Annotated in this window: 11 protein-coding genes; 5 read left to right on the top strand and 6 right to left on the bottom strand. The window is 44.3% G+C overall.

Going from position 1 to position 12,443, the window contains the following annotated elements; all coding sequences use genetic code 11:
• Nucleotides 1-235: 235 nt before the first annotated feature.
• Complete coding sequence (locus F941_RS06475; protein WP_026253414.1) at nt 236-1,237, top strand: helix-turn-helix transcriptional regulator; 1,002 nt, start codon at nt 236-238, stop codon at nt 1,235-1,237.
• Nucleotides 1,238-1,770: 533 nt separating this feature from the next.
• Complete coding sequence (locus F941_RS06470; protein ID WP_005009143.1) at nt 1,771-3,441, top strand: FMN-binding glutamate synthase family protein; 1,671 nt, start codon at nt 1,771-1,773, stop codon at nt 3,439-3,441.
• A 70-nt stretch (nt 3,442-3,511) separates the two neighbouring features.
• Here F941_RS06470 and F941_RS06465 read toward each other — a convergent pair whose 3' ends face one another.
• The 4 genes from F941_RS06465 to F941_RS06450 are packed head-to-tail and all read right to left on the bottom strand — an operon-like array spanning nt 3,512 to nt 7,263.
• Nucleotides 3,512-4,552: an alpha/beta hydrolase gene (locus F941_RS06465; RefSeq protein ID WP_005009142.1), complete on the bottom strand. Its 1,041-nt coding sequence runs from the start codon at nt 4,550-4,552 to the stop codon at nt 3,512-3,514.
• Nucleotides 4,552-5,676: a YdcF family protein gene (locus F941_RS06460; RefSeq protein ID WP_005009138.1), complete on the bottom strand. Its 1,125-nt coding sequence runs from the start codon at nt 5,674-5,676 to the stop codon at nt 4,552-4,554. Before F941_RS06460 ends, F941_RS06465 begins: the two co-directional genes overlap by 1 nt.
• Nucleotides 5,677-5,702: 26 nt before the next feature.
• Entirely contained in the window at nt 5,703-6,731 is a 1,029-nt protein-coding gene (murB, locus tag F941_RS06455) for a UDP-N-acetylmuramate dehydrogenase (protein ID WP_005009136.1), read from the bottom strand.
• 10 nt (nt 6,732-6,741) lie between these two features.
• Entirely contained in the window at nt 6,742-7,263 is a 522-nt protein-coding gene (locus tag F941_RS06450) for a low molecular weight protein-tyrosine-phosphatase (protein ID WP_005009134.1), read from the bottom strand.
• Between the two features lie 116 nt (nt 7,264-7,379).
• Between F941_RS06450 and F941_RS06445 the strand changes: the two genes are divergently transcribed.
• The 3 genes from F941_RS06445 to F941_RS06440 all read left to right on the top strand — a co-directional run bounded on the left by F941_RS06445 (nt 7,380) and on the right by F941_RS06440 (nt 9,481).
• On the top strand, nt 7,380-8,540 hold the full coding sequence (locus F941_RS06445; protein ID WP_005009132.1) for an iron-containing alcohol dehydrogenase: 1,161 nt from the start codon (nt 7,380-7,382) through the stop codon (nt 8,538-8,540).
• Nucleotides 8,541-8,652: 112 nt separating this feature from the next.
• The gene (locus F941_RS16505) at nt 8,653-8,826 is read left to right on the top strand and encodes a hypothetical protein (protein ID WP_018572912.1); all 174 of its coding nucleotides are present in this window, start codon (nt 8,653-8,655) and stop codon (nt 8,824-8,826) included.
• Nucleotides 8,827-9,031: 205 nt separating this feature from the next.
• Nucleotides 9,032-9,481 (top strand): acyl-CoA thioesterase, encoded by a 450-nt coding sequence (locus F941_RS06440; protein ID WP_005009130.1) that lies wholly within the window; start codon nt 9,032-9,034, stop codon nt 9,479-9,481.
• Here the strand turns inward: F941_RS06440 and dnaX are convergent.
• Nucleotides 9,474-11,582, bottom strand: coding sequence for a DNA polymerase III subunit gamma/tau (gene dnaX / locus F941_RS06435; protein WP_005009128.1), 2,109 nt, complete (start codon nt 11,580-11,582; stop codon nt 9,474-9,476). The genes F941_RS06440 and dnaX overlap by 8 nt on opposite strands.
• A gap of 60 nt (nt 11,583-11,642) precedes the next feature.
• Entirely contained in the window at nt 11,643-12,440 is a 798-nt protein-coding gene (locus F941_RS06430; RefSeq protein WP_228138597.1) for a hypothetical protein, read from the bottom strand.
• Nucleotides 12,441-12,443 lie beyond the last annotated feature (3 nt).

Below are 12,443 nucleotides of genomic sequence, written 5' to 3'. Positions count from 1 at the left end.
CAACCTCATTCATTGTTCTTAATTGTAAGTTAGATAAAGCAATTAGCATGCCACTCAAACTGGCTGGCGCTTCGTCTATTTATTAATCAAATCAATTTGCGCTGCAAGTGCATTGCTGTACCAACATGTTTCAAAATATAGACCTAAAAATTGATGAAATACTTGCGCTGGATTTATAGATTTCATATTGTGTATAACGACCAATTTTCAAATTACCTGAACGCTTTCATCGACTATGCCCTCACAAGAAAAAGAAACATCTAATAGCCTCTATCGACAGTGGCAAATTCTTTCACGCCTCTCCATCGGAAAATGGATGGGGACCCGTGAATTGCAGGAAATTTTAGTCCGTGAAGGCATCGACATCAGCCTGCGCACTATTCAGCGTGATTTAAATCAAATCTCGCAGCGTTTTCCAATTGAAAGCAGCAAAACGTCGCCTCAGGGCTGGCGCTGGCGTTCTGATGCGCCGATTCAGAGCTTGCCGCACATGACCAGCTCACAGGCCGTCACCTTTATGATGGTGGAAGAGCATTTAAAGCATTTGCTTCCGCCCAGCCTCATTGAAGAAATGAACCCATGGTTTGATTTGGCGCGCCACAGCCTCTCGACACAGAATAATGTCCGCCAATGGATTAACCGTGTCCGGATTGTGCCTGCAACACAACCTTTAATACCGCCGCTGGTAGAAAAAAATGCGCAACAGGCCATTTACGAAGGCTTGCTTCAAGACAAGCAGCTGGAATGCATTTATCAGGGGCGCGGTCCAGCCAGTGAAGAAAAAACTTATATTTTAAACCCGCTGGCATTGGTGCAAAAAGGTGCAATTATTTATTTAGTCTGCACAAGGCATGACAAAACAGACATTCAGACTTTTGCCTTGCACCGTTTTAAATCAGCAAATGTACTGAATTCACGCGCCTTGCACCCTGTTAATTTTGATATTGATGCGTATATTGAATCCGGAGCCTTAGGCTTTCGCGTCGATTTCAGCAAGCCGACAGAAAACGTGCATTTGAAACTGCTGATGAAAGATCAAGAAGCCTATTATTTTGAGGAAACACAGCTCAGCAAAGATCAGATCATAGAAAAGCGTGAAGAGGGCCTTAGCAGTGTCTCTGCCACAGTCCCCTATACTTCACAGCTGGTATGGTGGCTGCGCAGCTTTGGCAACCGAATTCTTCAGATTGAGCCTATAGAGGTCTCAGATGCAGTCCGCCAAATTGAACCTCATTAATATGCAGCTGGAAGAAATGCCGTCCTAGCACTGCAAATGCCTTGATTTGCGCAGCAGAAATAAGAAAAGTCCCAACAGTGCGGGACGATAATTTCTTAGAGTAGTTTTTATGATTTTTTTACAGTGCGCCTTGTGAAATGCAGCAACAGCGCGTGTACCCGCACTGCCGTCTGCATGCTAAGTTCAGCCGCTATGTTCATTGCATGCATCGGCAAGCCAATTCTGCATTGTTATAGCGAATGGATTTTTTCGTCATCTTGGAATCCTCTTAACTATGAAAGTATTTTTAATGTAAGAGATTTTTCTGCGGCTGTGAAATCATAAGATTTGCATTATTTAACAATTTTTTTTATTAGCAGATTAACTCATTTTATCATTCAAATTAACCATAAAGCGCTCGGATCAATTTTTAAGCTAAATGCATGGTTTACCTTGAAAATTGTTGCATTGCGTTAACAAGCGGATGCTTCTGCTTCATTTTTTATCTTGGCGCATTTATAGTCTGATCATCAGCGTCAGAAAGTTAGATAATAATGCCAGATACATCACAAGCTATTCGCCATAAATTGCTGAATACATTTTTTTCCCGCCATTCTATTTGGTTCGCCTGTATTTTTATTGCACTGCTGATCACCACCTTTCATGTGGGCTATCAGCCGCACTATATTTATTATTTCCTCCCTGAAACACTGCTCAATAGCATCTGGGTCATTACAGCACTGCTCAGCCTGCTAGGCTTATACGATGTCCTGCAAAATAAGCATTCAATTTTAAAAAATTACCCCATCATCGGGCATTTCCGCTTTATTTTTGAAGAATTCCGTCCAGAAATCCGTCAATACTTTATCGAATCCGATCAAGATGCCCTGCCATTTTCGCGCATGCAGCGCAGCCTTGTCTATCAGCGCGCAAAAAACGAAAATGCCGACAAGCCCTTTGGCTCAATCATTGATGTGTATCAGGAAGATTACCGCTTCATGACCCACTCAATTACTCCTTGCCCGCCTGCAAACACCGATACTTTCCGCATTACCATTGGCAATTCCCAATGCAGTCAGCCATACAGCGCATCCATCTTTAATATTTCCGCGATGAGTTTCGGAAGTTTAAGCGCCAATGCCATCCGCGCCTTAAACAAGGGCGCCAAGCTGGGCAACTTTTATCATGACACTGGCGAAGGCAGCATCAGCCCTTATCATTTAGAACATGGTGGAGATATCGTCTGGGAACTCGGCAGCGGCTATTTTGGCTGCCGTACCCTCGATGGAAAGTTTGATCCTGTACGTTTCGCAGAACAGGCTAAACTGCCGCAAGTTAAAATGATTGAAATTAAAATGTCGCAAGGCGCGAAACCCGGCCATGGCGGCATTTTGCCTAAAAATAAAATTTCTGCTGAAATTGCAAAAATTCGAGGCGTCAGCCGCGAACATGACTGCATTTCCCCTTCCAGCCATTCCGCCTTCACTACGCCAATTGAAATGATGCACTTTATTCAAAAGCTGCGTGAATTATCCTTAGGCAAACCCGTCGGTTTTAAACTCTGCATTGGCCAGCCTTGGCAATTCATGGGCATTGTTAAAGCCATGCTTGACACCCAGATTGTGCCTGATTTTATTGTTGTCGATGGTTCCGAAGGCGGCACTGGCGCTGCGCCCGTTGAATTGATCAATCATGTCGGTACGCCATTGCGTGAAGGCCTGCTATTTGTACACAATACTTTAGTTGGGGCTGGATTGCGCGATCAAATTAAAATCGGCGCCAGCGGCAAGATTATCAGCGCTTTTGACATCGCCAGCACCATGGCCATCGGCGCAGATTGGGTCAACTCTGCACGCGGCTTCATGTTTGCCGTCGGCTGCATTCAGGCGCAAAGCTGCCACACTAACCAGTGCCCTGTAGGCGTCGCCACACAGGACAAAGACCGCCAAAAAGCCATTGATGTGCCGTCTAAGGCGATGCGGGTCTTTAACTTCCACCGCAACACCATGCATGGCTTATCTGAATTGATAGCCTCTTCGGGACTGAAACACCCTGCCGATATCAAAGCGCATCATTTGGCGCAGCGGATTAACGACCGCGAAATTAAAAACTATGCGCAGCTGCATTTTTGGTTAAAGCCCGGCGAACTGCTGGATTGTGAAAATAAAGATGCCGAGAATTTTTATTTCCGAATGTGGAACTTAGCCTCTGCAGATAAGTTTTGAATCATTATCACCAAGCAATAAAAAGCAGCCGATGGGCTGCTTTTTATTGCTTAACGCCACAGCAGGCATATCAATAATAGCCTTTGCCGCTGTGCGCATGCAAAAATGCAGGAATTAAGCCCGTGAGCGCAGCCCGGATATCCGCCCGTTCATTAATCAGCTGATGAGAGCCTTCTTCCAGCATCAACAGCGTCTGCAAACGGAATTTTCGGCGGATAAACTCAATGTTATAGCGCCAATCCACAGTCTGATCCTGCGCGCCCTGCGCCAGCCATACTGGAATGCGGCAAGCGGGGCGCTCTTCCATCTCCTGCATCCATTTAGACATGGCGAGGATCCAATCCATCCCCATCATTCTCGGCTGCAGCGGATCTTTTAAGCGGACAAAGCGTAAAAATTCAGGGTTATGATTGTTGCGCCTAAAATGGCGCGGCACTTCCCGTTTAATTCTGCGGATAATGCCAAGGCCAACCGAATTATGCCACCAAGCCGTTTTTGCCGGGCGGATTAACGGTGACAGCAGCAGCACACGGTTCACATACGGATTTTTACGGCGTTCCGCAAATTCCAGCAAATGGTGCAGCCAAATAGCGCCTCCCGTACTTTGGCCAATCCCCAGCCAAGGCTGCGGCAATTGATCCGCAAGGCGGACATATTGGTGCACAGCATGCAAGACTTGCTGATAGTGGTCAAAATTTTGAATACTGGCAGGCGAGCCATTGCTTAAGCCATGCCCCGGCAAATCATAGGTCAGTACACTAAAGCCCTGTTCTAAAATTTCACGGATAATCGGCTGATAAATGCCGCTATGTTCTAAATAGCCATGCAGCAGAAATACCGTCCCTTTAATTTTTGCATCTGCAGATTCAAATTTCGGCTGAAAAACCTGTACATGCAGCTTAAACATCGGCATTTCTATATAGCCTTGCCAATGCTCGCAGTTTAGGCTGTCTAATGCATACAGACGGCGGTATGACTGTATTTCCAAAGAAGGCGTATAAGGCTGATTCAGATTCAGCGCTTCCAGCAATAAGGGGGTGGTTTCGCGGCTGGGAACCGGCAGATCCAGCTGCTTTAAAATGGATGGATTCAAAAATGGGATATCAGCCATTAAGGCACCTCACGGCATTCAGAGCCAAACCACATATCGCGCATGGTTGCCAGCATTTCATAATTCGCGCGCCGGCTATGATCATAATTTTTCTCACTGGGCCGCCAGCGGGTCATTTCAGATGGCATCGGCGCTTCAATAGGAATCGTTTCAATGCCATTCAAAGCAAATAAACGGCGTGTTCGCGGCATATGGTATTGATCTGTAATTAAGATCACCGTCGGCGCACCGCCTTTCTTCTGCAAGAGCAGTGAACTGAAGCGAGTGTTTTCACAGGTATTCATGCTGCGGTCTTCTAATAATTTTGCATCAACATTATGCTGTTTTAACCAGCTTTGCATATAAGGAGCTTCTACACCGCTCAATACAATCGGCAATTGATAATCTTTTTCTACGGCCAGTGTAGTTTCCAAACGCAGCCGGGTATAGTTGTTGACTACAATATCTTTGCCATTTTTATCTAAAGTCAAACCGCCGCCCAATACAACTATGGCATAAGGTGCAGACTTCACTTCTGTCTTTTGCTGGTTTTGATCATGAATTAAAGCAATATCTTTAAAAATTTGCTCATCAACCGGTTCAGATGCAGGCTGTTCCACCTTATGTGTTTTCAGAAAATCAACATATTGCGCCATCAATTCTTGATTTGCAGAACTGTTCAGTTCCAGCAGCTCTTTCACTTTTTGCGCAGCGTCTGGAGGATTTTCTATATTTGCTTCTGATGCAGAACTCGCCAGCAGCGGCACAGCCGGCTTCTCTTTTTTATCCGATTCTTTTTGCTGATCGTCTTCAATTAAAGCTTGCAGCGCTTTATAGCGCGTTTGAATTAAAGTCAAATTCTGAGAGTTGTCCGACTGGATCGCTTCTTCCATGACTGTTAAGTAGGATTGACGCGCAATCCACATGTCAGAACCCGGTTCATAGCTGTCCTGATCGCTCAGCGCAGCCAATTTTTGGCTTTTTGCAGCAACTTCATTCACTTCGACTGGAACAAAATAATTCAGGCCTTTCACAATCAGCTGAGAATAAAACGGGGTATAGATAAAAACCATCAGGCAGGCCAACAGCACGAACAGCACAGCGGCTATTTGCACCAATCGAACCATCCAATGTGTTTTTTTCATCATTTTTCCTGATGCCATCCGCCGTTTTAGTGTGAGCAAATCATACCATTTTCATCAAACTGTACAGGTTCTGGCTCGAGTGCGATATTAAATTTTGCAAATACATCTTGCTGTACCGCATGGTACGCGGCGCGCACGTCATGCAGCGCAGCGTTATCATAATTCACCAGAACCAGCGCCTGTTTATGAAACATGCCCACCATATTCAGCTTTTTACCCTTCCAGCCCGCCTGATCAATCAGCCAGCCAGCCGCAATTTTAACCTGATCATTTGGCTGAGGATAATGGGGCAAACTTGGAAATTGCAGCGCAATTTGGTCATATGCCTTTTGACTGATGATTGGATTTTTAAAGAAACTGCCTGCATTTGGGTATTCTGCAGGATCTGGCAATTTGCTTTGACGGATACCAATGACCTGATTCTGCAAGTTTTCAGCCGTCAAATTATCTCCCACTGCAGTTTTCAAATCGCCATAATTCAGCTTTAAATCCGCTTTTTTCAGCAGCTTGAATGACACATGCGTAATGATATAGCGGTTTGGGTCATCTTTAAAAATACTGTGGCGGTAGCTGAATTTGCAGTCAGATGCATCTATATCGATAAAAGTCTGCTCATTACGGTCATACACATGCACAGACTGAATGAACTCACCAGCTTCTACCCCATAAGCGCCAATATTCTGCACAGGAGATGCGCCGACTAAGCCCGGAATCAAAGCTAAATTCTGCAAGCCAAACATATCATGCGCTGTCGTCCATAATACAAAATCATGCCAAACTTGCCCTGCGCCCACACGCACCGTTGTGCTCAGCGCATCTTCCGCTGCAACTTCAATACCCTGAATATCCATATGCATCACCAGCGCATGAAGATGTTCCGGCAAGAGCATGTTGCTGCCGCCAGACAAAATCAATAGATTTAAACTCTGCTGTTCAGCGTAATCAATAGCGCTCAGCAAATCATCTGTATTTTTAATTTTGGTATAGTGCGATGCCACCGAATTTAAACTGAGCGTATTAAAAGGCTTAAGCTGTACCTGTGTTTGAATCTTCATAACTTAAACCTTATTGCTCCGATTGCGGGTTAAATTGTTTCTGAAAGACTTGCACCCAAGCCTGACTGCTGGATTCGCATTGATTCAGCACATGCTCGAACCCATCTTGACCGCCATAATACGGGTCAGGCACTTCCTGCTGGGGATAATCAGGATCATGCTGGCTCATCAGTGAAATTTCAGCGCGAATCCTTGAGGCGCCAAATTCCTGCTGTGCCTGACGCATCAATTGCTGAATGTTCTCTAAATTTTCATAATCCATCGCAAGAATTAAATCAAATTCAACAAAATCACGGTGAATCAGCTGTCGGGCGCGCAAGGCAGATAAATCATAGCCGCGTTGTTTTGCATGCAGCTGACTGCGGCTGTCAGGCGCTTTATTCGGATGGTAATTGCTGGTTCCAGCAGAATCGATCATCACATTTAAGTTTGCTTCATCACAATAATGTCTGAGTACGATCTCCGCTGTCGGAGAACGGCAAATATTGCCTAAACACACACACAACACCTTATAGGGCGTTTTGGATGACATAACAACCTCAATGTACTTTTATTTCAAGCATCTTATGTTAAGTTATTTAACAGCTGAATCCTATATCAAGTCTCAAGAATAATGTTCATTTAGGTATATAAAATAAGGATAAAACGATGAGTAATTTTCAGTTTCAAACCGTCAGCAGCATTATTTCTGGACTCGGTTCAATTCTTGAACTCAAAACCCTGCTCAATGCGTTTAACCCCAAACGTGTTTTGCTCGTCACAGATCAAGGCATGATCCAGCAACAGCTGCATTTGCCTATTTTAGAAATTTTAGAATCGCATCAACAGAACTACTCTATTTATTCCAATGTACAGGCTGACCCTGCAGAATATATCGTGCTGGATGCAGTGCAATTTGCCAAAAAAGAAAAAGTAGATTTAATTCTCGGCTTTGGCGGAGGCAGTTCTCTGGATGTAGCAAAGATCATTGCCGTTTTAAGCCATCCTGAGCAAAAACAGCAAATTCAGGATTTATACGGCGTCGGCAATGTCAAACATCCGCGCTTGCCGCTGATTTTAGTCCCGACAACGGCTGGCACGGGTTCGGAAGTCACGCCAATTTCAATTGTAACGACTGGCGAAACCACCAAAACAGGCATTGTTTCATCAGTGCTCTATGCCGATGTGGCCATTCTAGATGCCAGCTTTACTGAAGATTTGCCCGCACACATTACTGCAGCGACAGGCATTGACGCCATGGTGCATGCCATAGAAGCCTACACCTCAAAAATCAAGAAAAACCCCTATGCTGATATGCTGGCTAAACAGGCGCTTCGCCTACTGAACAAGAACTTGCCGCTGGTGCTGAAAAACAAGAGCGATATGGAAGCCCGCCAGAACATGCTGGTCGGTTCCATGCTGGCAGGCCAAGCCTTTGCCAATGCGCCTGTAGGCGCTGTGCATGCTTTGGCTTATCCTTTAGGCGGGCACTTCCACCTTTCCCATGGCCATACCAATGCACTGGTACTGACGGAAGTTATGAAATTCAATGCGCCTGCGGCTAAACAGCATTATGCAGAACTGATGCAATGGCTTGATCCGCACAGCACTGGCTGTACCGATGGCCTATGTGATTTATTTATTGACCATATGCAGAATCATTTGGACCGCAGCGGCTTAACACTGAAGCTTAATCAGCTCAATGTGCCTAAAAATAAGCTGGAACAGCTTGCGGATGATGCGCTGCTGCAAACCCGCCTGCTGCAAAATAACCCGCGGGCCTTAGAAAAAGCGGATGCCTTGCATATTTATTCATCGATATATGAATAGTGTGTCATTTTTAAAATTCAATAATAAGATGGTTTTCACCCGCTCAATTAGCTGTTTTTTATAAAAAATCAGAAGCCTTATAGGAAATTTACTTAAGCCTGAATTTGGAAAAATGAAAGTAGATGATGCGTTCACGCCAGCTGCAATTGCTGGCGTTGATGTCAATATTAATAAAAACTGCTTTGGAAAGCCTCTGTCAGCTATGCCCACCTTTGCACTGCAGCCAAATGAAATGTCCTTGGTCAAACTTGGCTTACGTCAACAGCGCCATGGGATATTCTTTTAGAAGGCCGCAGTAAAATCGAAATCAATCTGGTTTCATTTATCTAGGCATTGGCTATCGTTTTTAATCAATACTTTAACCCTTTGCTTCTTACAGGCATTCAATTTATTTGAATAGCTTTTTTTTATGAAGAACTCCTCAATCTTGCTATTGAATGGCTGCATAAAATTCAGTACAACTGAATAAAGAGCGCAACTTAGCCAAAAATATGAAACCGCCTGTAAAAAACAAACATCACTTTAAGTTCATTTTTCCGATCCAAACCCGCTGGTCAGACAATGACATGTACGGCCATGTGAACAATATTATGTATTACAGCTTTTTTGATACTGCGGCCAATGCCCTGCTCATTCAAAAAGCCGGCTTTCAGCTTCAAAACTCACCGATTATTGGCTTAGTGGTCAATTCATCCTGTAATTTTATGCAGGAATTGAGCTACCCAGAAGTCATTGAAGTGGGTGTCAGCATCGCTAAAATTGGCAATTCATCTTTAACTTATGACCTCGCCATTTTTAAACAAGGACAAAATGATGCCGCGGCACAAGGGAATTTTGTACATGTTTTCGTAGACCGCCAAACACGAAAAAGCACCCCGATTCCAAACGAAATACGGGATGCTTTGCATGAATATTTATCGCCAGCTGCCGAGCTTATTTAAGCTGAATATTCTCCAGCTTGCCGTCAAAGGCTGCGAGCAGCGAATCCACCACCGGCTCATGATGTAAAAGTTCTGAAGCGCGCTGAAAAGCTTTCCCCTTGCGTTCATGCTGCAATGCATAGGGCGTCAGCTGCTCCAGCTCTTCATATTTCACATCAAAACGTGTTGACGGCCATTGCGTATGCAGCGCCTGTTCAAGCAAATGCTGCATTTGCGTCACCAAACGCTCATATTGCGTTGGAACGTGAAAAGTTGAAACACCGCCAATTTCACCCGTCATCAAGCCATGCTGCGCAAGCTCCTGCAAGGCTGGCGATAATTCACTGCTTCTGAACCAATACTCCCACTTATCGACGGTCCACTCGCCTTCCAGCTGCTGAGGCTGCAGTTTCAGAATATCCTGCGGCATAAGGTTGGATGATTCTGACAGTGCTGGCTCTAGCGCTGCTGCATGAGGCTCAGTAACGGCCTCAGCGCTTTGCAAAGGCTGTTCAGTCACATCCGCTGCGTTTTCAGATGTATCGGTAACGTGCAACGTCATGTCATCCAAAGGCGCAATGGCCTCAAACAGCAAATCATCTGAGTTTTCTTGCGCATTCACGCGCTGATCTTTTCCGTCTTCCTCAGGTTCCAATCCAAACAGTGTGTCACCGCTGCCGGCATCAAAAACAATTTGATCCGCTGCTGGCTGCGGTTCAGCTGCAGCAGCTGGCGCCTCCGGCGGCACAGGTTCATCTAAAAAATCATCTGAAGATGGGTCATCAGATGCAGTTTGATGATGCTGGTCATCAAATTCATCGTCATCTGAATAATATTCTTCATCGATTTCTGAAACTGCTGGCGCTACTGAAGCTGCAGATTTCTGATCTTCTATCTGTACATTTTGATGAGATGACAGCTGTTCAGGCTGATTCAATGCGGCAGGCACCTGCATACTGTTCTGAACAGGCATTTGAATTTCTGGAGCATTATTTTGCTGTACAGCCTGCGGTGCCGACACTAAACGTTCATTGGGCTGCATTGGACGGAAAGCCAACATGCGTAGCACACACATCTCAAACCCTTGCTCTTGCGTCACCGCAATTTGCAGTTCTGCACGGCCTTTGCAGGCAATTTGATAATACAGCTGTAAATCCTGCGCAGCGACCAGTTGCGAAAGCTGCATAATTTTGGCATTAATTTCTGCGCTGTATTTTAGGCTTAAATTCGGCAAGTACTGCAGCATCGCCAATTCATGCAAAGTCGAGATCAGCTGATCCAATACTAAAGATACATCTAAAGCTTGCTGTCTAAATTGCAGCAATAATTCGCTGATCCGTTCTTTTTGATTTTGCTGAATGGCCGCAATCAAGTCATAAATAATGGTTCGGTCGATCAGACCCAGCATTTCTTTCACATCTTGATGGTGAACTTCGCCCTGTCCATACGCAATTGCCTGATCCGTCAATGACAATGCATCACGTAAAGAGCCTTGTGCAGATTCAGCAATTTGCCAAATGGCATCTTGCTCTGCTGAAATGCTTTCTTTTTCTAAAATTGCCGTCAGGTGCGATGTAATTTCATCTACGGCCAATGGACGCAGTGTAAATTGCAGACAGCGCGAAATTACAGTAATTGGGAGCTTTTGCGGATCAGTCGTCGCAAACAGGAACTTCACATGTTCTGGCGGCTCTTCCAAGGTTTTCAGCAACGCATTGAAAGAATGTGTAGAGAGCATGTGCACTTCATCAATCAGATAGACTTTGAAGCGGCCTTGCGTCGGCGCATACGGGACGTTATCCAGTAATTCACGTGTATCTTCAACTTTGGTGCGCGATGCCGCATCGATCTCGATCAAGTCGATAAAACGGCCTTCATTGACTGCTTTGCACGTTGCGCATACTTCACACGGCGTAGAAGTTACACCGGTTTCACAGTTCAAGCACTTCGCCAAAATACGCGCAATTGTGGTTTTCCCGACACCGCGTGTACCCGTAAATAAATAGGCATGGTGCAGGCGCCCACGTTCCAGCGCGCTGGTTAAGGCACGGGACACATGGTTTTGACCAACCAATTCATTAAAATTGCGGGGACGGTATTTTCGCGCAAGTACTTGATACATGTATGCTCCTTTTCACATGCATAAGGATACTGTTTTTTTGGCTAAGAGTGAATGAAGATCTCAGTCAGTGGAACTAATTCGATCGATTTCTTCAAATTTAACCACTTTAATATTGGATTTGTTTTTGGCCTGATTTAAAAGGATGACTTTATCCTGAAATCCATCTAAAACGTACCATGTGTTTTTGTCTGAAGATTTTAAAAAAGCTATGGGCGAATTTTGAATGCTATTGAGTTTTAGTTGCGCTGAGTAACAAGTGGCAAAAAGTGCGATTATTGTAAAAACAACGATTTTTAAACTTTGATCTTTATGTATCTCATTGTCTGTGAGAAAGGCTAGAATGCTTCCAACCAATACCGCACACCATAAAACAGAAGTATAACCGATCCATTTAAAATGAAATAAAGTGACTGCGCCAATTGTTGTAACTATCGTAATAAAAACAATTTGGCCTATTTCAAATCTTTTTTCACTCGACTTTACACTTCGCTTCAACTCTGAATTATCACCATGTATATTTAGCCGATATCTAGCCTTGGGTTTTAAAATCTGCCATTTTTTTAATAAAAATTTATATAAAGCTATTAATCCGCCGACAACCACAATTGCAGCACACAAAATGACTGTAACTTTGATAATTTCAAAAATATAAAACGTGGGTGATAAAACCGACATCACCCATAAAGCATCTAAAGAGAAATAAAAAAAGGCATTGGAAAGGACAGAAACACTTAATGCGATTACAGATAAAACCCCGAATAGCTCTGTAATTGATAATTCTTTTTTAATCATTGATCTATAGAAAATTGAATGCAGTCTCATCTTTCTACCATGAGCATTCAGAATGGTAAAGGACACTCA

Source organism: Acinetobacter bouvetii DSM 14964 = CIP 107468, from assembly GCF_000368865.1.
In the GTDB taxonomy this organism is placed as follows: domain Bacteria; phylum Pseudomonadota; class Gammaproteobacteria; order Pseudomonadales; family Moraxellaceae; genus Acinetobacter; species Acinetobacter bouvetii.
Note: the sequence above shows the minus strand (reverse complement) of the source record. Positions and strands in the feature narration are given on the sequence as shown.

What these genes read in the sequence shown, in the direction of transcription:
- F941_RS06475 (WP_026253414.1), top strand. Translation starts at nt 236, where the DNA reads ATGCCCTCACAAGAAAAAGAAACATCTAATAGCCTCTATCGACAGTGG.
- F941_RS06470 (WP_005009143.1), top strand. Translation starts at nt 1,771, where the DNA reads ATGCCAGATACATCACAAGCTATTCGCCATAAATTGCTGAATACATTT.
- F941_RS06465 (WP_005009142.1), bottom strand. Translation starts at nt 4,552, where the DNA reads ATGGCTGATATCCCATTTTTGAATCCATCCATTTTAAAGCAGCTGGAT.
- F941_RS06460 (WP_005009138.1), bottom strand. Translation starts at nt 5,676, where the DNA reads ATGAAAAAAACACATTGGATGGTTCGATTGGTGCAAATAGCCGCTGTG.
- murB (WP_005009136.1), bottom strand. Translation starts at nt 6,731, where the DNA reads ATGAAGATTCAAACACAGGTACAGCTTAAGCCTTTTAATACGCTCAGT.
- F941_RS06450 (WP_005009134.1), bottom strand. Translation starts at nt 7,263, where the DNA reads ATGTCATCCAAAACGCCCTATAAGGTGTTGTGTGTGTGTTTAGGCAAT.
- F941_RS06445 (WP_005009132.1), top strand. Translation starts at nt 7,380, where the DNA reads ATGAGTAATTTTCAGTTTCAAACCGTCAGCAGCATTATTTCTGGACTC.
- F941_RS16505 (WP_018572912.1), top strand. Translation starts at nt 8,653, where the DNA reads ATGAAAGTAGATGATGCGTTCACGCCAGCTGCAATTGCTGGCGTTGAT.
- F941_RS06440 (WP_005009130.1), top strand. Translation starts at nt 9,032, where the DNA reads ATGAAACCGCCTGTAAAAAACAAACATCACTTTAAGTTCATTTTTCCG.
- dnaX (WP_005009128.1), bottom strand. Translation starts at nt 11,582, where the DNA reads ATGTATCAAGTACTTGCGCGAAAATACCGTCCCCGCAATTTTAATGAA.